Source organism: Lentzea sp. NBRC 105346, from assembly GCF_030269605.1.
Taxonomy (GTDB): Bacteria; Actinomycetota; Actinomycetes; order Mycobacteriales; family Pseudonocardiaceae; genus Lentzea.
Genome location: NZ_BSTQ01000002.1, coordinates 21612 through 42418, shown reverse-complemented (window position 1 = coordinate 42418; position 20807 = coordinate 21612). Strand labels below are relative to the sequence as shown.

Here is a 20807-nt window from a genome sequence, read left to right as displayed (position 1 = left end):
TCCGGTGGTGCGCATCTCCGACCTGGCCCGCGCCGCCGGCGTGGGCATCAGCACGGTGCGGTTCTACGAGCGCCGCGGCCTGGTGACGCCCACCGCTCGCACCCACAGCGGTTACCGCCACTACGACGACGAGGCGCTGCGGCGGCTGAAGTTCATCCGCCGCGCGCAGCGCCTCGGGTTCACCCTCGCCGAGGTTGAGCAGATCCTCGAGCTGCCCGAGACCACCGACGACTTCGGCGGGGTGATCGCCGAGAAGGTCACCGAGATCGAGCAGCGGATCCACGACCTGGGGCGGGTGCGTCACGCGCTGCTGGAACTCGCCCGCGACGGCGTTCAGGAGCAGTGTCCGGTGGTGGCCGCGCTGGCGGACTGACGGCGATCCTCGCGCAGGACGCGGGCCTGATCCAGGCCTGCCGCCACGAGCACACCGAGCCAGACGACGGCGAGGCTGACGAGCAGGCCGGTGAGGGTGTCGGCGTCGTGCAGGCCGGGGTTGCGCGGGCCGTCACCCACTCGCCACAGCAACGGAATCGCGAGGAGCGTCAACACACCGGTCAGTACCGCGCCCGTCCGGACCGGAGTTCGCCAGCACGAGGGAAGGAACCTGCTCAGCACGAGCCCGGCGGCGCCGACCACTGGCGCGACCAGCAGGTCGTGCACCAGCGGGCCGCCGACGAGCCAGCCGAGCGTCCCGAAGACGTCCGGGCGCAACGGGAACGCGTAGTCGGCGAACAGTACGGCGCCCCAGGCGATCGCGCCCAGCCCCGGCAGGAACAGCAGCAGCCGCAACGTTTTCACAGCGTCTCCAAGCGGGTCACCCATTTGGTCTGCAGGACGCCGGGCCGGTTCGGCGCGATGATCCGGCACGGGAAGCCGTGGTCGATGTCGAGGATCTCGCCGTTGAGTTCCAGCGCCAGCAGGGTGAGTTCGTCCGCGGTGTGCTCGCCCGGGAGGTCGCTGCTTCCGTAGATCCCTTTGTCGAGCGAGATCACGCGAACAGGCGTGCCCGGAGCGCTTTCCGCGTCCCGCAACAACTCCGGCAGCGAGACCCCGCTCCAGTGAGCGGACTGGCTCCACCCCTCCACGCAGGCGATCGGCAGTTCGGCCGAGCTCTGAGGCAACGCGCGGAGTTCGTCCAGTGAGTAGGTCTTCGTGCCTTTCGGCGTCACCACCGAAAGCCGCCAGTTCGGGTCGCGAGCGGTGTCCAGGACACCGGCGGCCGCGGCCGTCCGGTTCACCGGGAGACCCTGCGGCCCCTTGCCGCTGCGCCACGACAGACCGGAGACGTTGCGCAGCAACGGAACCGTCGCCCCCGCCGTGGCGACGACGGCGACTCCGGCGGCGAGCCAGGTGGTCCGGAGGAAGGCTCGGCGGGAGGGGTCGGGTTCCTTGGTGAGCCTGACCTTTGGCAGCTTCACCGCGATGTGCACCAGGATCGACCCGATCGCGACCCACGCGACGGCGTAGTGCAGCTGCGGGAAGTAGAACGTCCACGGGTAGTTCTGCGCGATGTTGAACAGACCGGTGACGAGCTCGAAGAACGCGGCCGCGGAGAGCACCAGGATCGACAGCCGTTCGAGGGCGTGCGCGACCGAACGGATCACGGGACGCTCGAACAGTTTCGGGTAGACGCTCCAGAGTTTGGCCAGCAGCAGGGGAATCGACGCGATCCCGGACAGGACGTGCGTGCCCTGCGTGACCCGGTACAGCCACACCGGGCGGCTCGGCCAGCCGAACCACGGCGGCGGGTGCTGGATGAGATGGCTGATCAGGCCGGTGACGAAGCACAGGGTGAACGTGACGGCGAGGGCGAGCCCGATCCTGGACGTCACCCGTTCCGCGTGCGCGGGCGAGCTGAACTTCATGCCTTCTCCAGACAGGCGAACCAGCGGTGACCGCGGCACGCGGACCAGGCGACCCGCAACGCGCTGCGGGCCGCGAGTTCGGCGATCGCTTCGACACCGACCCACGCCCACGTGAACCAGGCGCCGCCTTCGCCGGGACGCAACCGGACCCGGTCCCGGCGGATGCCCCGGCCCGGTGGATCGAGCTCGACGAGCACCGTTCCGCGGTCGGCGACCAGTTCGGCCGCGCGGGTCAGGAGGCGCAGCGGATCGCCGCCGATGCCGATGTTCCCGTCGGCGAGCAGGGCGTGCCGCCAGCGGCCTTCGCCGGGGACGCGGTCGAAGATGTCCCGCCGCATGGCGACGGCTCCTCTCGCGTGCGTGAGCCGCACGGCCGTTGCCGAGATGTCGACACCGAGGGAGGCGACCCCGCGTTCGGTCAGCGCGGCGGTGAGCCGGCCGGGGCCGCAGCCGATGTCGATCGTCGGACCGGCGCAGGCGTCGAGGAGGACGTCGTCGCCGTCGCTCGGGATCGCGGTCCAGCGTTCCACCGGCAGGTCGACCCGTTCCCCGGTTGCCAGCTCCAGCCAGCAACGATGGCCCAGCAGGCCGCGGTCGAAGGCGGTCATCGGACGGCCGCGACCGCTCGGGCGAACCGGCTGCGCGGAATCGCCGCCGCGACGCGGCGCGCGTCGGCCATGGTGTCCACATCGGACAGCGTGGGCAGGATTCCGGGGCACAGCCCGACCTCGGTCAGGGCACGCAGGGTCTCCCGTCCGGTGTCGTCCTGGGACATCGGGACGCCGACGAGTGCCTTGGCGTGCAACGGATCGGTCAGACCGAGCGCCCACCAGCCGCCGTCCTCCGCAAACCCGAGCACGCAGTCCCGGCCGTTGCCGAGGAGATCCGCCGCCGAGGCGAGGGAGTCCGGGGTGACCTGCGGCGTGTCCATCCCGATCTGCAGCACCGGCCGGTCCGGGTGGAGAGCGGCCGTGTCGGCGTGGGCGTTCGCGAGCCGGACGTCGAAACCGCTGCCGCGCTGAAGGATCACGTCCACCTGGTCGAGGGTGGCGCTCAACTCCGGGCCACAGACCGCGGCCGTGAGGTCCCCGGTCATGGCGACGACGACGTGGGCATCAGGAGTCAGGAGTGCGGCTTCGAGGGTGTCGAGCAGTGCCGCGGCGGCGATTCCGGCCGCCTGGTCCGCAGTTGCGGGCGGGCAGAGCCGGGTCTTCGCGTATCCGGGCACGGGCGCCTTGGCGACGATCAACAGGCACGTCATCGGCTCAGCACCCGCCCGAAGTCACGGGCAGCCCGCAGTGTCCCCTTCAGCGAACCGGACACCTTCGACTTCGTGCCCTTCGCGCGTTCGCGGTAGGAGACGTCGAACTCCGCGACCCGCCAGCCCGCGCGCTGTGCCCTGATCAGCAGTTCGAGCGGGTAGCCGAACGCGCGGTCGGTGACGCCGAGGTCGAGCAGCGCCTGTCGTTGGGCGGCTCGCAGCGGCGCGATGTCGCGGACCGGCAAACCCTTGCGCCGCAACAGGGACGAGATCAGCGCGTTGCCGGCTCTCGCGTGCCATGGCCAGACACCGGGGCGGCTCGGCACCCGTCGTCCAACCGTCAGATCGGCTCCGCCGAGCCCGTCGACCAGCATCGGTAGTTCGGCGAGGTCGAGGGAGCCGTCGGCGTCGGCGAAACAGACGACGTCCGCCGTGGCCGCCTCCAGCCCGGTGTGCACCGCGGCGCCGTAGCCGCGCCGTGGTTCGTGGACGACCTTCGCCCCGAGCGCCGCCGCCACCTCGGCCGAACCGTCGGTGGAGCCGTTGTCGACCACGATCGCCCGATAACGTGCGGGCAGCGCCGCGAGGACCTGGGGGAGGGCAGCCGCCTCGTCGAGACAGGGAAGTACGACGTCAACATCGTTCACACCAAAACACGCTAGGTCCGGGTTGGACTGACCAGAACCCTTGGCGTGCTTACCGAATCATGACGTCGGGGAAGTTCTTACCGAGTTCTGACGAACTGCCTTCCCGTGCCGCCGGGCGGCGGGGACGCGGTTATCGTGCCGGTGATGTCCACTGTCCGGCTCGCCGAGCCCGTTACCGCATCGAAGGGCCGTCGCGCCGACCTGATCGCCGTCGCGATCGCGGCGACCGTGGCCGGTTCGGCGATCGCCGTCGGACTCCACCTCAACCGTCCGGGGTCGGGCGTCTCGATCTACGCCGGCGCGCCACCGCTGTTCGGACGGTGGCTGCCGCACGTCGGCCCAGGGTCGATCGCCGCCGTGGTGATCGCGATCCTGGTCGTCACCAGGGGAGCGGATCTCGCCGCCCGGCTGCGCTGGCGGCCACTGCTCGCGCTCGGTTACGCGACCGCGGTGGCGTGGACGTTCTCGCTGGCCATGATCGACGGCTGGGCGCGCGGGTTCGCCGGCAGGCTCACCAGCGACGACGAGTACCTGCACGAGGTTCCCGGGATCACCGACATCCCGAGCATGGTGCGCGGGTTCTCGTCGCGCATCCTCGATTTTCAGCCGGACTCGTGGACGACGCACGTCTCCGGTCATCCACCGGGCGCCACGCTGGTCTTCGTCTGGCTGGACCGCCTCGGACTCCACGGCGGCGCCTGGGCCTCGACCCTGGTCGTCCTGACCGGCTGCCTGGTCGTCGTCGCCGTCCCCGTGACGCTTTCCACGTTGGGCAAAGAAGATGCCGCCCGCACGGTGCTGCCGTTCGCCGTCCTGACACCGGGTGCGATCTGGCTCGGGGTCTCGGCGGACGGGCTGTTCGCCGGTGTCACGGCGACCGGGGTCATGCTCCTGGCGCTCGCCACGCGGCGCCGGATCCTGGCGCTGCCGGCCGGTCTGCTGCTCGGGTTCGGGCTCTTCCTCTCCTACGGTCTCGTGCTGCTGGGCCTGATCGCGCTGGCCGTCGTGGTGTTGACGCGCCAGTGGCGGATCCTGCTCCTCGCCGCGCTCGGTGTGGCCGCTGTTGTCGTGGCGTTCGCCCTCAGCGGTTTCTGGTGGCTCGACGGCTACCACCTGGTGGTCGAGCGCTACTACCAGGGAATAGCCGCGCAGCGTCCGTACTCCTACTGGGTGTGGGCCAACCTCGCGGCGGTAATGGTCGCGCTCGGCCCGGCCGTGATCGCCGGGATGCGGCGGACCGGCTCGGCGCGGTCGTTCGGCGATCCGGTCACGATGATCGTGCTCGCGGCGACCCTCGCGATCGTCTTCGCCGATCTGTCGGGCCTGTCGAAGGCCGAGGTCGAACGCATCTGGCTACCGTTCGAGGTGTGGCTGCTGCCCGCCGTGTCGCTGCTGCCGTCCCCCGGACGCCGGTGGTGGCTCGCCGCGCAGGCGGTCACGGCACTGATGGTGAACCATCTGGTGCTGACAGGTTGGTGAGGTGGACGTGATGGGTGAGCAGGGCCGGGTGCTCGTGGTCGACGACGACGAGACCGTCCGGGACGTGGTCCGGCGGTATCTGGAGGTCGCGGGCTTCGACGTCGACGTCGCGGGGGACGGCGCCGAAGGGCTGCGGCTGTTCTCCGCGACCGGGCCGGACCTCGTCGTGCTCGACGTCATGATGCCCAGGCTCAACGGGCTCGAGGTGTGCCGCCGACTGCGGCAGGTGAGCCAGGTCCCGGTCGTGATGCTGACCGCGCTCGGCGAGGAGGAGAACCGGATCGCCGGGCTCCAGCTGGGCGCGGACGACTACGTCACGAAACCCTTCAGTCCCAAGGAACTCACGCTGCGCGTGGCGTCGGTGCTGCGGCGGGCCAGGATGCCCCGGCCGGAACCGGCCGCGCGCGAGCTCGTCGACGGGAACCTCCGGCTGCAGATGGTCGCGCGGCAGGCGAGCCTCGACGAGGTCGAACTTCCCCTGACGAGCCGTGAGTTCGAGCTCCTCGCGTTCTTCCTCGCCCATCCGGGGGTGGCGTTCTCCCGGGCCGACCTGCTGGAGAAGGTCTGGGGCTGGGACTTCGGCGACCAGTCCACCGTGACCGTCCACGTGCGACGGTTGCGGGAGAAGATCGAGCAGAACCCCGCCAAACCCGTCCGCATCGCCACCGTGTGGGGCGTCGGCTACCGGTACGACCCGGTGCGGTCATGATCGGCTCCGGGGAGTCGTTCGGCGAGATGCTGGCGCACGCCTGGCACATCCTGCCGTTCGCGCTGCTGTTCGCCCTGCCCGTGGTGCTGCTCGGCAGCTTGGTGTTGTACCTGCTCAGACGCGGTTCGCTGGCCAGCACCATGACGATCCTGGTGCTGATCCCGGTGCTCGCGACGCTGACCGCGGTGCTCGGGATCAGCGGCTTCATGTTCACCCCCGCACTGACCACGATGACGCTGGTCTGCCTGCTGGTCGCGCTGGTGACCGTGCCGGCCGCGCTCGTTCTCGGCCGCGCGATCGCGCGCCGCAGCGTGTGGGAACGGGAGGCGCGGGACCGCGAGCGCGCGGCCGAGGCGTCCCGGCGGGAACTGGTCGCCTGGATCAGCCACGACCTGCGCAGCCCGCTGGCCGCGATCCAGGCGATGGCCGAGGCCCTCGCGGACGGCATCGTGGTCGATCCCGCCGAGGTCACGGACTACGCCGGGCGGATCAGCGCCGAGACCACCCGACTGTCCGGCATGGTGGGCGATCTGTTCGAGCTGTCCAGGATCACCGCCGGCGCACTGGACCTGACCATGGCGTCCGTGCCGCTGCGCGACGTCGTGAGCGACGCCGTCGCCGCACAGGCCCCGCTCGCCGGGCAGAAACGCGTGCGGATGGTCGCGAACGCCCAGGCGTGGCCGGTGGTCTCCGGCAGCGACCCCGAGCTGGCGCGGATCGTGCGCAACCTGGTCTCCAACGCCATCCGGCACACGCCGCCGGACGGGACGGTCGCGGTCCAGCTGGGCATCGAAGGCGGCGAGGCGCTGCTGGCCGTGGACGACGGCTGCGGCGGCATCCCGGACGACGAGATCGGGCGGGTCTTCGACGTCGCCTTCCGGGGAACGCAGGCGCGCACCCCCGAACGCGGCGGCGTCGCGAGCGGTGGTGGGCTCGGGCTGGCGATCGCGAAGGGACTCGTCGAAGCACACCGGGGCCGGATTGGCGTGCGCAACCACGGCCCCGGCTGCCGCTTCGAGGTCCGCCTGCCCCTCGCCATGCCCTGATCTCACACCGGTTCCCGCAGTTCGGCGGTGGCGAATCCCGCAATGCCGTCGGCGAAGCCGGTCTGCGCGACGAAGCCGAGCACCCGTTCGGCTTTGCCGGGATCGGCGACGACATGCCGGACGTCGGCGGGCCTGGCGCCGCCGACGATCCGTGGGGCCGGCCCTCCGCAGGCCTTCGCGAGCTCTTCGGCCAGTTCGCCGACGGTGTGCGGCTGACCGGAACAGATGTTCAACGGGACGAGGTCGCCTTCGGGCCCGTCGGTGCGCAGCGCCAGGACGTTCGCCCGCGCGACGTCGTGCACGTGGACGAAGTCGCGCTGCTGTCCGCCGTCCTCCAGCACCGTGGGCTCCTCGCCCCGCAGCAAGGCCGAGCGGAACAGCGACGCCACCCCGGCGTACGGGGTGTTCTGCGGCATCCGGGGACCGTAGACGTTGTGGTAGCGCAACGCCCAGACCGTCCCGCCGGTCTGACGGGCCCACGCCGCCGCCAGATGTTCCTGAGCGAGTTTCGTTGCGGCATAAGTGCTTCGCGGTTGCAGCGGCGCGTCCTCGGGCACCAGCCGCCAGCCGAGCTCGGAGCCGCAGGCGCAGGTGGGCTCGAAGCGTCCGGCATCCACATCGGACCGCTTCCGCGGCTCCGGAGGGACGATCCCGTGTTCTGGGCACTCGTAACGCCCTTCGCCGTAGACCACCATCGACGACGCGAGCACCAGTTTCCGGACGCCGGCCCGGTGCATCGCGGCCAGCAGCACGGCGGTGCCATAGTCGTTGTTCAGCGCGTACGCCGGCGCGTCGGACGGGTCGATGCCGTGCCCGACGACGGCCGCCTGGTGGCAGACCGCGTCGACGCCGTCCAGCAGTTCGGCGACCAGGTCGGTGACGTCGCCACGTAGGAACCGGTGGCGGGCGGTGTAAGCGGGCGGGTGTGGCGAGCCGTGCGCGGTGGGCAGGAGGTTGTCGAGGACCACGACTTCGTGCCCCTCGTCGGACAGCAGATCGGCGACATGGGAGCCGACGAAGCCGGCCCCGCCGGTTACGAGTGTTCGCACCCCTCAGACGCTAGAGACGATCACCGGCCGTGGCTGCCGATCGGCCGGTCACGTCAGAGAATCGTCATATCTGGGCAGGTGGGCTTCCTCGATGTCTATTGTTGCGACCATGCGCAGCCCACAGGTGATGAAGGTCCTCGACCGGTTGTACGCCGACGCCGAGCTCGACGACAGCAGGCGCCCGTCGGTGCCCGAGAACGCCACGGCGCAACAGCGCGCCGACGCCATGGCGGAGGTCTACCTGCCGATCTCCCCGCAAGGCGGCGATCTGCTCTACGCGTTGGTGCGCAACGGAAAGCCCGAGACCGTGGTGGAGTTCGGGACATCGTTCGGCGTCTCCACGCTGTTCCTGGCCGCGGCGGTCACGGACAACGGCACGGGCCACGTGTACGGCACCGAGATGAGTGCCGCGAAGATCGCCGCCGCGCGGTCCAATGTAGACGAGGCCGGCGTCGGTGAGGTGGTGACGATCCTGGAGGGTGACGCGACACAGACCCTGGCCGAGCTGCCGGGCCCGATCGGGTTCGTGCTGCTGGACGGGTGGAAGGATCTGTACGTGCCGGTGTTGCGGGGGCTGGAACCCCGGCTCGCGCCGGGCGCGCTGGTCGTGGCCGACAACACCTCGTTCGCCACGGTGGCCGGCTACCTGGACTACGTGCGCGAACCGGCCAACGGCTATGTCAACGCCTCGTTCCCGACGGGGGACGGTATGGAGATCAGCTGCTGGACAGGCCGAAGCTGATCACGCGGTCCGGGTGGATCCGGATGATCGGTCCGGGGAACGGCGCGTTCGAGTCCGCCGGGTCGGTGAGCGCCTCGGCCGTCCCCCGGATCTCGACACACCGCACGCGCCAGGGCTGCACGGAGGCGATGTCGTCGACCACGAACGCGACCCGGCCGTTGGCGGCCACGTTGCGGAACTTCCGGCTCGCCGCCATGTTGTGCCCGGCGATGTCGATCGTCTTCGTGTCGGGGTTGTAGCGGAACCCGACGGGGTTGGCCTGCAGCGTTCCGTTCGGCTGCTGGGTCGCGAGCCGGCCCAGCCGCTGGGTGGCGAGGTAGGCGATCTCGGTGTCCGTGAACATGAGACCAGCGTGCAACCTCGACATTACTGGAGGTCAAGCAGATCGCGCTCGGCGAACAGCCGGTGCTCCCATTCCTCGTTCAGGATCGTCGACAGGCACCGCCCAACGGTGAAGCTGACGGACTCCGGATACCCCGGCGTGAGCACCGGCGTGGTGGGCGCCGAGAGCTGCTCGTCGGTCAGGTCGTCGATCAGCGAACGCACGGTGGCCATCCGGTCGGCCCGCAACGCGAGCACCTCGTCGAGCGAAGGCCGCGCGGTGAGGTCGCGTGGAACCCCAGGGATATCGGGCATCTCGTCGTGCGGCAGGTCCAGCGGGTCCCACGGCGACGGATCGCCCAGCACCACCCGCCGGATCCACGCGTCGGTCGCGAACACCAGGTGCCGCAACGTTTCGATGAACGACCACTCGCCGTCGACCCGCATGTGCAACAGCGCGGGATCCAGCGAAGACGCCTTGGCCACGGTCTCGGCCCACAGTCGTTCGAGAATGGCCCATGCGGTGCGGAATCCGTCGGCGTCGACGGGCCGCATCTTGGCCCGGTCGGGGTAACGGCGGTCGAGCTCGGCCTCGATCAACGGGCCGACGTCCACGTCGTTGACGCGAAGGCTCTTGATCCAGCCGTCGATCGTCACGTCGGCGACCAGGGCACCGCGGAAGCGCACGCCGGTGAGGTCGACGTTGGAAAAGAACGCGCCGGTCAGGTCGACGTTCTCGAACCGCTCACCCCTGAACTCCATGGAACGAAGGTAGCCGCGGGCGGGAAACCCCGCCCGCGGCCGGAAGAACTCACTTACCGGCGCGGTAAGCCGTCCACGCACTCTGGATGCGCGCGTTCTGCCCCGGAGTGAACTGGTTGTAGCAACTGTCGTAGCTGTAGTCCATGTAGTTGTGGATCGGGTCGAGACCCGGCAGGTTGCACGAGTCGCGGCCCGCCGGGCAGCCCGAGGTGGAGCTGGACTGCGCGGGCGTGTCCGACACCCGGTCGTTCGTCGTCGTGCAGCCGCCCTGGAACGTGTGGTACAGGCCCATCCAGTGGCCGGTCTCGTGCGTGAGGGTCTTGCCGAGGTTGAAGTTCGTCGCGCTGCCGCCCGGCACGCTGGTGAAGCTGATGACGACACCGTCGGTCTTCGAGGTCGCGCTGGAGCTGCTCGGGAACGTCGCGAACCCGAGGTAGCTCGTGTTGGTCGACCACACGTTCAACGTGGCCGCGCCGCCGACCCGCGTCGCGGACTTCATCTGCCGCTCGGTGGTGGGGTCGTCGACGTTGTTGAACCAGGTGTTGTTCGACCAGCGCTTGGTCGCCTGCAGCACGAACTTGAAGCCCGTGTTCGCCGCCGTGCCGGGCGCCTCGGCGCCGGCGAAGCCGTCGTTGAGCACCTGGATCTGCTTGGCGATCGTGGCGTCCGAGATCGCACCGAGGCCGTTGTTGCCGGTGACGACGTGGAAGACGACCTGGACCGTGCCACCGGCCTGGGCCGAGATGGGGGCCTTGGCCAGCTTCGTGCGCAGGTCGGCCTCCCGCAGGTTGGCCTCGGCCTGCGAGATCTCGTTGCGCTCCTTGACGTGGGCGCCCGGCGCCACGCGTGCCGACGAGCAGTCCGCCGAGGTCGTGGCGATCGAGACTGGAGCGGCGCCCGGCAGGGCGAAGGCACCGACCACGAGGGTCCCGACGGCGAAAACCGTCCGGCGTTTCCATGCAGGGAACATGGTTCTTCCTCCAAATAAGCAGGGTGGAGGAATGGTCGCCGGTAAAACGGCGACCTGGAACGATAACTTATTAACAGCCTGTCAGGTCAGCTTCGTCGTGCGCGTGGCCAGCACACCGGCCGCCACACCCCACCCGATCAGCACCAGCACCGGCCCGAGACCGGGGGCGGTGCCATGCACGACCGCGGCCTCCATCGCCTTGGCCAGCGCCGCGGACGGCAGCAGGTCGACGAACCCGACCGGCATCGTCAACGCGACACCGCCGACCATCAGCAGCAGGAACCACACGATGTTCGCCAGCGCCAGCACGATCTCCGCGCGCAGCGATCCGCCGAGCAGCACCCCGAGTGCGCCGAACGACAGCGTGCCCAGCACCGACAGCACCAGGAGCCACGGCAGCCCGGACAGCGGCAACCGCCACCCCAGCACCAGCGCGGTCACGCCGAGGATCACCAGCTGCACCACCACGACCGCGAGCGCGCCGGAAACCCGCCCGGCCACCAGCAGCCACCGCGGCATCGCGGACGCCGCCAGCCGTTTCAACACCCCGTAGCGCCGGTCGAAGCCCAACGCGATCGCCTGACCGGTGAACGCCGACGAGATGATCGCCAGCGCGAAGATCCGCGCGGCGGCCGAGCCGACCCGCGGGGCCGGCAGCGGAATGACCGTCATCAACGACAACGCCACGAGCAGCGCCAGCGGGATCAGTACTGTCAGCAGAATCTGTTCGCCGTTACGCAATGTCAGCATCGCCTCGGTGCGGGCGTGCACGAACAGCATGCGACCCAACCGGCCGCGGCCCGGCGCGGGCGTGAACGTTCCCGGCGCGAAAGTCATGACCGCAGCTCCCTGCCGGTGAGTTCGAGGAAGACGTCCTCCAGGCTGCGCTTCGCCACGTGCAGCTCCTCGGCCAGCACGCCCTGCTGCGCGCACCACGCCGTCACGGTCGACACGACCTGCGGGTCGATCAGGCCCTCGACGAGGTACGTGCCGCGCGACGCCTCACGCACGCGCAGGCCCTCGGGCAACGCGGCGGTCAGCAGAGAGGTATCGAGCCCGGCGCGGGCGCGGAAGCGCAGCTGCTGGTCGTCCGGCCCGTGCGTGGTCAGTTCGACCGGCGAGCCGGACGCGACGACCTGGCCCTGGTCGATGATCACCACGTGGTCGGCGAGCGCCTCGGCCTCGTCCATGAGATGCGTCGTCAGCAACACGGTCACGCCGTCGGACTTCAACGCCTCGACGAGGTCCCACACCAGGCGGCGCGCCTGCGGGTCCATGCCCGCGGTCGGCTCGTCGAGGAAGACCAGCTCCGGGCGTCCGACCAGCGCACACGCCAGGGACAGCCGTTGCTGCTGGCCGCCGGACAACCGCTTGTAGGGCGTGCGCAGCACGCCGCCCAGGCCGAGAACGTCCAGCAGCCAGCCGACATCGAGGGGGTTGGCGGCGCACGACGCGACCAGGTTCAGCATCTCGTCGGCGCGGACACCGGGGTAGCCGCCACCGCCCTGCGGCATCACGCCGATGCGCGGCCGCAGCGCCGGGGAACCGGCGGGCAGGCCGAGCACGCGCACGGATCCCGCGTCGTATCCGCGGAATCCCTCGCAGATCTCGACGGTCGACGTCTTGCCTGCGCCGTTCGGGCCGAGCAGGGCGAGGACGGTGCCGCGTTCCTGCACCAGATCGAGGCCGTCCACGGCGGTCTTCGAGCCGTATCGCTTGACCAGCCCCGACACTTCGACCGCAAGGGGCTGGGAATTCGGGCTCACGGACGGCAAGCCTAGTGCCAGCGGTGGTGGGGGCAGCCCCACCCCTCACCTCGGGGTGGCTTCAGGGTTGTGTCGGGGGAGTTCCCCATTCCTGCGGAAAGAAGTCCGCAAGAGACTGAGCGCGTGATCGCAACGGGGGCGAAAAGACGGATATTCGTGGTCGGGGGACTGGCGCTGTCGCTGTTCCCGGTGGTTTATCTGCACTTCGTGTCCGGTGGGTTGAGCCCGATCAGGTACACGATCAGCGACTACGTGTTCGTCAGCGGGGGAACCGGGCTGCTGGCGGCCACGGCGTTGACGCTGGCCGCCGCGTCGGCGTTGCTGATCAAGGATCTGCGCAGGCCGGCGGCCTGGTTGATGGGATTGTGGTCGGCGGGACTGACCGTCGCGACGATCTTCCCGACCGACCCGGAAGGCGTGCCGACGTCGTTTTCGGGACTCGTGCACCGGTACGCGGGGGCGGTCATGTTCGTCAGCCTGCCGCTCGCCGGACTGCTCATTTCCCGTAGTTATCCGAAACTGCGCGCCCTCGCCGTGGTGAGCGGAGCGGCGAGCGCCGCATTTCTGCTCAGCCACGTTTCGATTCACGGGTTCAGCGCGCGCGGGCTCGCGGAGCGGGTGCTGTTCGCCGTCCTCTACGGACTGCTGTTCGCGCTCGCCGGAATGAGGCGAACATCATGATCGCGATCCTGCCGGGCGGCGCCGCGCTGCTGGTCACGGGCGCCGGGGTGGAAGGGACCAGGCGTGATGTGGCGCCTCGGGGGACGGGGCCGACGTCATGATCGCGATCCTGCTCGCCGTGCTCGGCGCGTTCTGTTTCGCCTTCGCGGCCCGCCTGCAGCACCAGGCCGTCGACGGCGCACCCCGCCTCGCCACGTTGAAGAACAAACGCTGGCTCGCCGGGCTCGCGCTGCTGGTCACGGGCGCGGGCGTGCATGCCGTCGCGCTCGGCATGGCACCGCTCACCGTGATCCAGCCGATCGGCGTGCTGGCCATCGGCATCACCGCGTTGCTCGACGGGCGCACCCGCGAGCTGCCCGCGGTGGCCGTCACCACGCTCGGCGTCGGCGGGTTCGTGCTGCTCGCGTCGGGCAGCGCCACGGCCACCCAGATCGCTCCGGACGCGGAACTGACCGCGGCGCTGATCGTGCTCGGCCTCATCGCCGTGCCCGGACTGGTCGCGGTACTGACGAACCGTCCCCGCACGAGCGCCGTCGCGTTCGCCACCGCCGGGGGCGTGGCGTACGGCTTCGTGTCCGTCCTCATGCGAGCGGTCCAGCAAGGACCGTTCGGACTGTCCACCGTGCTCACGGTGACGGGCATCGTCATCGCACTGATCGTCGGCGGCTGGCTCGTCCAGCACGCCTACGCGGGCGGACCGCCGCACGTCGCGGTCGCCTGCCTCACCGTCGTCGACCCGCTCGTCGCGGTCGGCATCGGCGCACTGCTGCTCGGCGAGGCGTCCCGGACCTCCGGGTGGACCGCCGTCGCGGAGATCACCTGCGCACTCGTCGCCATCGGCGGAGTACTCGCCCTGGCCAAGCCTTCAACCCGATCGGAGCTCGTTGTGAAGAACCCTGCCGCCGCCACGCGAATCGTCATCGCGGCCGACACGTTCCCGCCGGACGTCAACGGCGCCGCGCGGTTCGCGCACCGCCTGGCGGCCGGCCTGGCGAGCCGTGGCCACGACGTGCACGTCCTGTGCCCCGACACCCCGCGCGCGGAACCGTTGCCGGGCATCACGGTGCACCGGTTGCGATCACACGGCACACCGTTCTACCGCGACTTCCGGGTCTGCCTGCCGTGGCAGACGCGCGCGGAGATCCGGGCACTGCTGTCGGAACTGCAGCCGGACGTCCTGCACTCGCAGGCCCACTTCGTCGTCGGACGGCTGGCGTTGCGGCAGGCCAAGGCGCTGGGCATCCCGACGGTGGCGACCAACCACTTCATGCCGGAGAACCTGTTCGGCCTCGCCCACGTGCCGCGGGTCCTCCAGGAGGCCGCGTCCCGCTGGGCGTACCGCGACCTGGCGAACGTGTTCGGCGCCGCGGACATCGTCACCGCGCCCACGCCGCGCGCCGTGCAGCTGTTGCACGACAACGGTTTCCCGGAGCGCGCCATCCCCGTGTCGTGCGGCATCGACATCTCCCGCTACCGGGATCGCAGTGCCCGCCGGTTGACGGACATGCCGACCGCCCTGTTCGTCGGCCGGCTCGACGAGGAGAAGCGCGTCGACGAACTGCTGCGCGCCCTGGCGCGGGTGCCCGGTGCGGCCGCGGAGATCGTCGGGGACGGCACGTGCCGCGACGAGTGGGAGCTGATGGCGCGTGACCTCGGGATCACCAACCGCGTGCGGTTCCACGGGTTCGTCGACGAGGAGACGCTGCTCGACGCCTACGTGCGGTGCGATCTCTTCGTGATGCCGGGGATCGCGGAGCTGCAGTCGCTCGCCACCATGGAGGCCATGGCCGCGGGCAAGCCGGTGATCGCGGCCGACGCCATGGCGTTGCCGCACCTCGTGCAGCCCGGACGCAACGGCTGGCTCTACCCGCCCGGTGATGTCACTGCCCTCGCCGAGCGCCTGCACGCCCTGGTGCACGACGAGCCGACGAGGGCCCGGATGGGCGCGGCGAGCGAGGACCTCATCGCCCGCCACGCCATCGCGAAGACCCTCGACACCTTCGAGGAGCTGTACTCGATGGCAATGGGCCACGAACCACTAACCCCAGCCCTCGCCGCCTAGGGGGTGCCGTTAAGGCCACCATCACTGCGTTCAACGCAGCAAAGGTGGCCTTAACGGCACTAGAAGAGCTTGACCGAGATGCGGCGGACCACGTCGCGGCCATGCTTGGTGAGGGTGAGCTCTGAGGGGTGCTCACCCTCACCGGTCACGAGGAACCGGTACAGCAACGCGTGCCCTTCCAGCCGCGCCTTGAACACGTCCTCACAAGTCTCAGCGGAGCAGTACACGGCCGGGATCGCCTCGGTCACCAGCTGCCGCATGATCCGCCGCCGCTCCCGCCGCGGCACCAGCCAGCTCGTCACCAGCAACAGCACCAGCCCGAACGACACCGCCGTCCCGATCGCGGCGAACCAGCCCCAGCCAACCGGCCGGAACATCAGCATCGCGGCCGCAGCCACCAGGAACCCGATGCCGTAGATCACGGCCCACCCGGCGGTCGCGGCGGCGGGCGGCTCGGCCCGCTCGGTCGCCCAGTCCCCGTCCTCACGCCGCCAGCGCTGCAACGACTTCCCGCCCCGCAACGCCGCCCACGCGCCGAACGCGATCGCGCCCGCCGTCATGCCGAGCACCAGCCACCGGTTCTCGTGCAGCCGGAACGCCAACGACGCCCACACCAGCGCACCCACCGAAGCCAGCACGAGGAAAGGTCGCCACACCCGCCGGATCAGCCGGCCCGGCCGGAAGTCCGCGACCACCGCCAGCGGCGTGCGGATCGGCGCGGGCAGGCTGCCGATGACGATCAGCCCGACCACCACCAGGGCGATCGCCCCGATCGTCACCGCACCGGTCCGGGCCTGCCCGGTGTGCGCTATCCGTTCCGCCGCGACGACACTCAACGGAATCACCGGCGACAGCAGCACGAGCCCGTGCAGGATTGTGCCCGAACGCAGTGCGGCATAACCGAAAGCCGCCAGCAGGGTGGCGCCACCGAGAGCCGCTGCAGGCCCGGTCGCGAACGACGGCAGCAGCCCGAACAGCGACATCACGATCAGCGCGCCGCCGATCGCGAACCCCAGCAACCCCAGGAACTGCGCGAGCTTCCCGCCCCGCGTCAGCCCGGTGATCATCCAGTACGGCAACAACGCGGCCCCGCGCACCGCACGCGTCACGGGTTTCATCGCCGCCAGCCCGGACTGGTCGCTGTCCGCGACGGTCACGGCCACCGCGGCGGCGGTCGCGGCCGTGCGGATCATCTGGTCGCTGCTGGACTCCTGCGACAGCGGCTCACGCCCGATGCCCGCCCGGTCGAACGCGCGCAGCGCGGCCATCCCGAGCGCGACCGTGTGCTTCTCCGGGAACTCCAGCTCCCGCAACAGGTGTGCGTGCTCGTCGAGGAACAGCTCGCCGCGCGACCGGGCGTCGGAGCCGTCGCCGCGGTCGGCGATGATCGCCTGCCGCAACCGGGGCAGCTCGTCGCAGATGATCCGCGCGTGCAGGCCCCACGCCGCCAGCTCGGCCAGCTTCAGCGAGGACGGCTCGAGTTCTCCGTCAGAGGAGTAGATGGCGGTCAGCTCCGCGACGGCGTCCTCGCGACAACGAGACACCTCCGCGGGCACCGAAGAGCCGAACAGGCGGGAAACCAGGTCGTCGACGGTGTCCTTGGCGCGTTCGGCGGGGGAGCGCGGGTCGTCGTCCGGGCGGCACAGCAGGTCCATCCGCTGCAGCCGGCGCGGGTCGAACACCAGGCGGCACAACATGGTCGCGCCGTCCAGCCGGCCCCAGATCCAGTCGTTGACCCGCCACGACCGCTTCAGGAACCCGGAGAAACGACTCAGCGAGGCTCCACCGGCCTTGTCGTCCGCGGTGATCGACTGCTCGGCGAACGCGTTGCGCGTCTGCAGCGACACCTGCACCAGCTCGACCGGCTGGTCGAACCCGGTTGACGGGTCCTCCGACAGGCACGTGCCCGCGATCTCCAGCGCCAGCAACCGCGACAGCCACACCTGCTGCCAGATCTCCGTGCCGCGCAACAGGTACCAGTTCAGCTGCGTGTCGGCGAGCCCGGCGGCGATCTCCTGGTCGGTGTAGTCCTCGGTGAGCAGCGCGCGCCACGACCGCAGCCCGCCCATCCGCAACAGCCGGTCGTCCAAAGAACGCAGCACGACCTGCGACTCGGCCACGATGCGGCCGATCTCGTTGACCTGCTTGCGAACCTCACGCCCGATGAACCGCTCCGACGGCCCGAGCATCTGGTCGCTGTACGTCGTGAGCTGCTTGGTCCAGTAGTTCTCGTCGAGCTCGCCGTCCGGCGCCTCGTCGAGCTCCTCGCGCAACCGCCGCAGGTCCGCGCGCACCTCGTGCAGCTGCTTGCGCATGCCGCCGATCCGCTCCGCCGCCCCGTCACCCGCGACCCAGACGAGCCGCTTCAACAGGTCCAGCGCGGCCGCGCCCAGCCGTTCGGCCATCGCGATGCCCCAGCCCCAGCCGGCGTCCGGGCGGGCCACGTCCGCGAGCAGCGCGGGTGGCCGGAAGGACGGCACATAGGGCAACGACTTGTGCTCGCGCTTCCACGCCCGCTGCGCCGCCTCCGCCGCGCGCCGCACCCGTTCGAACGACAACCCCGCGGCCACGGTGAACTTGCGCGTCGCGACGTCCCGCGCGACCTGCCGGATCCGCATCTCCTCGTAGTGGCCGTAAAGCTTGTCCGCCAACGCGTACAGCTCCTCGGCCACCGAGATCGGATACGGCTGCTCCTCGGCCAGCCGGTCCAGCAACGCCGTCCGGCCACCGCGCGAGGACGCGGCCTGCCGGTTGTGCTCCTCGATCTTTTCGACGTACGTCCGGTTCGCCTGGCTCGACATCGCCGCGAGCAGCCGCGCGCCGGTGCTCAACGTCTTGGGGCCCTTGTCCTGCGTGGCCGCGAGCGGTTCACTGCCGGGCGGCTCGGCGTGCGGGAACACCAGCAGCATCACCCGTCGCACCGGCGCCTCGGCGGGCATCCGGTCGATCGCCTCCAGCGCCTCGCGCGTCGGCGTGTTCACCAGCACGCCGCCGTCCACCGCGAACCGCGACCGGTCGTCGCCGTTCGCCCACGACGCCACGTCGTGCATGTCCGGCCGGTCCGGCGTCGACTGCCCGCCCACCGGGATGAACGACGGCTCGAACGCGAACGGGAAGCTCGCCGACGAACGCGCGGCCAGCGCCAGCTGACGGGTCCGCAGGTCGAGGTTCTTCGCGACGAAGTCGTCGCGGCTCTCGGTCTCGTTCGCCGGCCGCGCCCACTCGTAGGGGTCGCGGCGGAACGAGAAGCTGCCCTGGTGCACCGACTGCGTCAGCGGCTGGCCCAGGTCGTCGTACGTCACGGTCGGCACGCCGCCGAGCAGCGTGGTCGTGATGCGCAGGTCGATCGGCCGCTCGTGCGGCTCGGTCGGGTCGAAGTCGGTCGTCAGTCTCTGCAACGCCTCCTGCAGGCGTGGCAGGAAGAACTCGTCGCCCTTGAGCAGCGACACCGGCTGCCCCTGGAACGGCGTGCGCAACAGCTGTTCCATGCGGCCCTGCTCGGCCCACAGGTCGCGCAGCCGCGACAGGTCCGCGTTCTTGTTCACCTGGGACAACGCCAGCGCCGCCCCGTTGATCCCGCCCGCGGACGTCCCGGCGATCACGTCCGCACGCGCTGTGCACCCCACCAGGTCCAGCAGGTCGGCGTACGCGCCGCCGGGCCTGGTCAGGCGGTCGAGCTCCAGCACCACGCCGCCCATCCAGACGGCGAGGCTGACCCCTCCGTTGAGCACCACGGCGAAGCGGATCTCTTCCCGCGGCATTCCGTCAGTCATCTCTCGGCACCCCCTTGCCGATTAGTCGTCCGCCGAACGGACGTGGTTACGCACGGTTCCGCCGAACGGTGGTGCTCAGGCCTCGTCGCGTCTGAGCAGGGGGGCGATTCTCTTCTTCGACAGCAGCACGACCACGCCGAACGTGATCACGGCACCCGCGACGGCCTGCGGAACCGTGTAGGCGCGCCCGTCGAACGCCGACCCGGTCGGCGGCAGGATGATCGCGATGATCGCGGACACCACGGTCGCGAACAGCCGGAACCGCGGCCCGACCACGGCGGTGGCCAGCGGCAGCATCGCCCACAACACGTACCAGGGCTGCAACACGGGTCCGAGGACGAGCACCGCCCCGAGTCCCGCGCCGAGGCCGTTCATCGCCTTGATCCGCCCGCGGAACGACTTCCACAACAGCACAACCATGATCACCACGGACACCGCCTGCCCGAGCACACGGGTGATCCCGATCATGGCCTCGGTGTGGTTCCCGAGCCCGAGCAGAATTCCGGTCCCGCCACCGAGGAACCCGAGCGCGGTCGGCGGCGACATCCACGACTTCACGGTCGACGCGACGTTCAGCGTCTCGACCCAGCCGAACCCGAACCCGGTCCCCAGGCACACCGCCGTGACGACAACCCCACCCACAAAAGCCATCAACGCAGCGGATTTCAGGAGATCACGAATAGTTCCGCCGAGCCGCCGGGCCAGCAGCACGCCGAGGAACCCCAGGGCGGCCATCGCGGGAATCTTCACCATCGCGCCGAGCACGATCACCGTGGCGCCGAACAGGATCCGCGTCCACTGCAACCGGTCCACGCCACGCAGCGCCAGCTCCAGGCCCACCAGCATCAGGCCGAGCGCGAGCCCGTCGTTGTGCACACCGATGACGATGTGGAACAGCACCAACGGGTTCAGCGCGCCGAGCCACAGCGCACCGACCGGCGGCACCCCGAACCGGGCGGCGAGTCGCGGCAGTGCCCACACGATCATCGCGAGACCGACCAGCACCAGCAGGCGGTGCACGAACACGCCCGGCAGCACGTGGTCGCCGGTGATCATCGACGTGATCCGGCCGAACGCCAGGAACAGCGGACCGTACGGCGCGGGCGTCTCGCGCCAGATGTTCGGCACACCGCGCGTCAGGATGTGGTCGACGCCCAAAGCGGAGGCGGGTCCCAGCTCATAGGGATCGAGGCCGCGGGCGGCGATCTCGCTCTGTGCGAGGTAGCTGTAGACGTCCCGGCTGAACATCGGCACGCAGAAGACCAGCGGCACGGTCCACATCAACAGCGTGCGGTCGAGCTGTGACCGAGAGGCAAGTCGCACGCGACCGGGACGGACGAACCGGCCCAGGACCAGCCACGCCGAGACGATCATGAAGATGCCGGTCCACACGATGCCCATCGCCACGCTGGGCATCCGCCCGAGCAGGCCGAGCACGGGCACGCCGTTCAGCGGGTTGTAGATGGGGGTGGCTCCGCCGCCCAGCGAGCCCACGGCCAGCAGGAGTGCGCCGATCGTGCCCCAGCGGCGGACGATGTCGAGCTGGCGGCGTTCGGAACCGTTCAAGCTGTCGCTTTCCGAAGTCACCGCTCCGCCATCCGTGTCAGCCACGTCCAGGAGGGTAGCGGCGGGCCGGAACTATGAGTCAGGTCACCCCTGTGACGTGGATCTTTG

Annotated in this window: 20 protein-coding genes; 7 read left to right on the top strand and 13 right to left on the bottom strand. The window is 70.3% G+C overall.

Translation table 11 applies throughout. The annotated features are described in order from the left end of the window. The first annotated feature begins 7 nt into the window (after positions 1-7). Complete coding sequence (locus QSK35_RS04535; protein WP_285742606.1) at positions 8-373, top strand: MerR family transcriptional regulator; 366 nt, start codon at positions 8-10, stop codon at positions 371-373. On the opposite strand, the gene QSK35_RS04530 is transcribed toward QSK35_RS04535, so the two are convergent. From QSK35_RS04530 to QSK35_RS04510, 5 genes are read right to left on the bottom strand one after another with little or no spacing between them, the layout of a single operon-like run. Then, complete coding sequence (locus tag QSK35_RS04530) at positions 334-798, bottom strand: hypothetical protein (protein WP_285742604.1); 465 nt, start codon at positions 796-798, stop codon at positions 334-336. The genes QSK35_RS04535 and QSK35_RS04530 overlap by 40 nt on opposite strands. Further along, a complete protein-coding gene (locus tag QSK35_RS04525; protein ID WP_285742602.1) occupies positions 795-1865 on the bottom strand; it encodes a molybdopterin-dependent oxidoreductase in 1071 nt (356 codons plus the stop codon). Before QSK35_RS04525 ends, QSK35_RS04530 begins: the two co-directional genes overlap by 4 nt. Next, positions 1862-2473: a methyltransferase domain-containing protein gene (locus tag QSK35_RS04520; protein ID WP_285742600.1), complete on the bottom strand. Its 612-nt coding sequence runs from the start codon at positions 2471-2473 to the stop codon at positions 1862-1864. The genes QSK35_RS04525 and QSK35_RS04520 overlap by 4 nt, the downstream gene beginning before the upstream one ends. Continuing rightward, a complete protein-coding gene (locus QSK35_RS04515) occupies positions 2470-3126 on the bottom strand; it encodes a TIGR04282 family arsenosugar biosynthesis glycosyltransferase (protein WP_285742598.1) in 657 nt (218 codons plus the stop codon). Before QSK35_RS04515 ends, QSK35_RS04520 begins: the two co-directional genes overlap by 4 nt. After that, positions 3123-3773 (bottom strand): glycosyltransferase family 2 protein, encoded by a 651-nt coding sequence (locus QSK35_RS04510; protein ID WP_285742596.1) that lies wholly within the window; start codon positions 3771-3773, stop codon positions 3123-3125. Before QSK35_RS04510 ends, QSK35_RS04515 begins: the two co-directional genes overlap by 4 nt. 144 nt (positions 3774-3917) lie before the next feature. On the opposite strand from QSK35_RS04510, the gene QSK35_RS04505 reads away from it, so the two are divergent. The 3 genes from QSK35_RS04505 to QSK35_RS04495 are packed head-to-tail and all read left to right on the top strand — an operon-like array spanning position 3918 to position 7007. Continuing rightward, positions 3918-5252: a hypothetical protein gene (locus QSK35_RS04505; protein WP_285742594.1), complete on the top strand. Its 1335-nt coding sequence runs from the start codon at positions 3918-3920 to the stop codon at positions 5250-5252. 10 nt (positions 5253-5262) lie between these two features. Next, positions 5263-5961, top strand: a complete 699-nt coding sequence (locus QSK35_RS04500) for a response regulator transcription factor (RefSeq protein WP_285742592.1) — start codon at positions 5263-5265, stop codon at positions 5959-5961. After that, the gene (locus tag QSK35_RS04495) at positions 5958-7007 is read left to right on the top strand and encodes a sensor histidine kinase (RefSeq protein WP_285742590.1); all 1050 of its coding nucleotides are present in this window, start codon (positions 5958-5960) and stop codon (positions 7005-7007) included. The genes QSK35_RS04500 and QSK35_RS04495 overlap by 4 nt, the downstream gene beginning before the upstream one ends. Before the next feature lie 2 nt (positions 7008-7009). Here the strand turns inward: QSK35_RS04495 and QSK35_RS04490 are convergent, their stop codons facing one another. Then, positions 7010-8056, bottom strand: coding sequence for an NAD-dependent epimerase/dehydratase family protein (locus QSK35_RS04490; protein ID WP_285742588.1), 1047 nt, complete (start codon positions 8054-8056; stop codon positions 7010-7012). A gap of 109 nt (positions 8057-8165) precedes the next feature. On the opposite strand from QSK35_RS04490, the gene QSK35_RS04485 reads away from it, so the two are divergent. Beyond that, entirely contained in the window at positions 8166-8798 is a 633-nt protein-coding gene (locus tag QSK35_RS04485; RefSeq protein ID WP_285742586.1) for an O-methyltransferase, read from the top strand. On the opposite strand, the gene QSK35_RS04480 is transcribed toward QSK35_RS04485, so the two are convergent. The 5 genes from QSK35_RS04480 to QSK35_RS04460 form a co-directional block, all read right to left on the bottom strand. Further along, positions 8773-9141: a PPOX class F420-dependent oxidoreductase gene (locus QSK35_RS04480; RefSeq protein ID WP_285742584.1), complete on the bottom strand. Its 369-nt coding sequence runs from the start codon at positions 9139-9141 to the stop codon at positions 8773-8775. The two genes, QSK35_RS04485 and QSK35_RS04480, sit on opposite strands and share 26 nt — an antisense overlap. A 23-nt stretch (positions 9142-9164) precedes the next feature. Beyond that, positions 9165-9881: a DinB family protein gene (locus QSK35_RS04475; RefSeq protein WP_285742583.1), complete on the bottom strand. Its 717-nt coding sequence runs from the start codon at positions 9879-9881 to the stop codon at positions 9165-9167. A gap of 49 nt (positions 9882-9930) precedes the next feature. Continuing rightward, complete coding sequence (locus QSK35_RS04470) at positions 9931-10851, bottom strand: zinc metalloprotease (RefSeq protein WP_285742581.1); 921 nt, start codon at positions 10849-10851, stop codon at positions 9931-9933. 81 nt (positions 10852-10932) lie between these two features. Continuing rightward, complete coding sequence (locus QSK35_RS04465; protein ID WP_285742579.1) at positions 10933-11688, bottom strand: ABC transporter permease; 756 nt, start codon at positions 11686-11688, stop codon at positions 10933-10935. Then, positions 11685-12617 carry an ABC transporter ATP-binding protein gene (locus QSK35_RS04460; RefSeq protein ID WP_285742577.1) on the bottom strand — a complete coding sequence of 311 codons (933 nt, stop codon included), beginning with the start codon at positions 12615-12617 and terminating at the stop codon, positions 11685-11687. Before QSK35_RS04460 ends, QSK35_RS04465 begins: the two co-directional genes overlap by 4 nt. 123 nt (positions 12618-12740) lie before the next feature. On the opposite strand from QSK35_RS04460, the gene QSK35_RS04455 reads away from it, so the two are divergent. After that, positions 12741-13298 carry a DUF998 domain-containing protein gene (locus tag QSK35_RS04455; RefSeq protein ID WP_285742574.1) on the top strand — a complete coding sequence of 186 codons (558 nt, stop codon included), beginning with the start codon at positions 12741-12743 and terminating at the stop codon, positions 13296-13298. A gap of 97 nt (positions 13299-13395) precedes the next feature. Continuing rightward, positions 13396-15360 carry a glycosyltransferase gene (locus tag QSK35_RS04450; RefSeq protein ID WP_285742572.1) on the top strand — a complete coding sequence of 655 codons (1965 nt, stop codon included), beginning with the start codon at positions 13396-13398 and terminating at the stop codon, positions 15358-15360. 59 nt (positions 15361-15419) lie between these two features. Here QSK35_RS04450 and QSK35_RS04445 read toward each other — a convergent pair whose 3' ends face one another. Next, positions 15420-19133, bottom strand: coding sequence for a patatin-like protein (locus QSK35_RS04445; RefSeq protein WP_285742570.1), 3714 nt, complete (start codon positions 19131-19133; stop codon positions 15420-15422). Positions 19134-19208: 75 nt separating this feature from the next. After that, complete coding sequence (gene mptB / locus QSK35_RS04440) at positions 19209-20744, bottom strand: polyprenol phosphomannose-dependent alpha 1,6 mannosyltransferase MptB (RefSeq protein ID WP_285742568.1); 1536 nt, start codon at positions 20742-20744, stop codon at positions 19209-19211. Positions 20745-20807: the final 63 nt, after the last annotated feature.

What these genes read in the sequence shown, in the direction of transcription:
- QSK35_RS04505 (WP_285742594.1), top strand. Translation starts at nt 3,918, where the DNA reads ATGTCCACTGTCCGGCTCGCCGAGCCCGTTACCGCATCGAAGGGCCGT.
- QSK35_RS04450 (WP_285742572.1), top strand. Translation starts at nt 13,396, where the DNA reads ATGATCGCGATCCTGCTCGCCGTGCTCGGCGCGTTCTGTTTCGCCTTC.
- QSK35_RS04445 (WP_285742570.1), bottom strand. Translation starts at nt 19,133, where the DNA reads ATGACTGACGGAATGCCGCGGGAAGAGATCCGCTTCGCCGTGGTGCTC.
- QSK35_RS04470 (WP_285742581.1), bottom strand. Translation starts at nt 10,851, where the DNA reads ATGTTCCCTGCATGGAAACGCCGGACGGTTTTCGCCGTCGGGACCCTC.
- QSK35_RS04465 (WP_285742579.1), bottom strand. Translation starts at nt 11,688, where the DNA reads ATGACTTTCGCGCCGGGAACGTTCACGCCCGCGCCGGGCCGCGGCCGG.
- QSK35_RS04525 (WP_285742602.1), bottom strand. Translation starts at nt 1,865, where the DNA reads ATGAAGTTCAGCTCGCCCGCGCACGCGGAACGGGTGACGTCCAGGATC.
- QSK35_RS04475 (WP_285742583.1), bottom strand. Translation starts at nt 9,881, where the DNA reads ATGGAGTTCAGGGGTGAGCGGTTCGAGAACGTCGACCTGACCGGCGCG.
- QSK35_RS04520 (WP_285742600.1), bottom strand. Translation starts at nt 2,473, where the DNA reads ATGACCGCCTTCGACCGCGGCCTGCTGGGCCATCGTTGCTGGCTGGAG.
- QSK35_RS04485 (WP_285742586.1), top strand. Translation starts at nt 8,166, where the DNA reads ATGCGCAGCCCACAGGTGATGAAGGTCCTCGACCGGTTGTACGCCGAC.
- QSK35_RS04495 (WP_285742590.1), top strand. Translation starts at nt 5,958, where the DNA reads ATGATCGGCTCCGGGGAGTCGTTCGGCGAGATGCTGGCGCACGCCTGG.
- QSK35_RS04515 (WP_285742598.1), bottom strand. Translation starts at nt 3,126, where the DNA reads ATGACGTGCCTGTTGATCGTCGCCAAGGCGCCCGTGCCCGGATACGCG.
- QSK35_RS04480 (WP_285742584.1), bottom strand. Translation starts at nt 9,141, where the DNA reads ATGTTCACGGACACCGAGATCGCCTACCTCGCCACCCAGCGGCTGGGC.
- QSK35_RS04500 (WP_285742592.1), top strand. Translation starts at nt 5,263, where the DNA reads ATGGGTGAGCAGGGCCGGGTGCTCGTGGTCGACGACGACGAGACCGTC.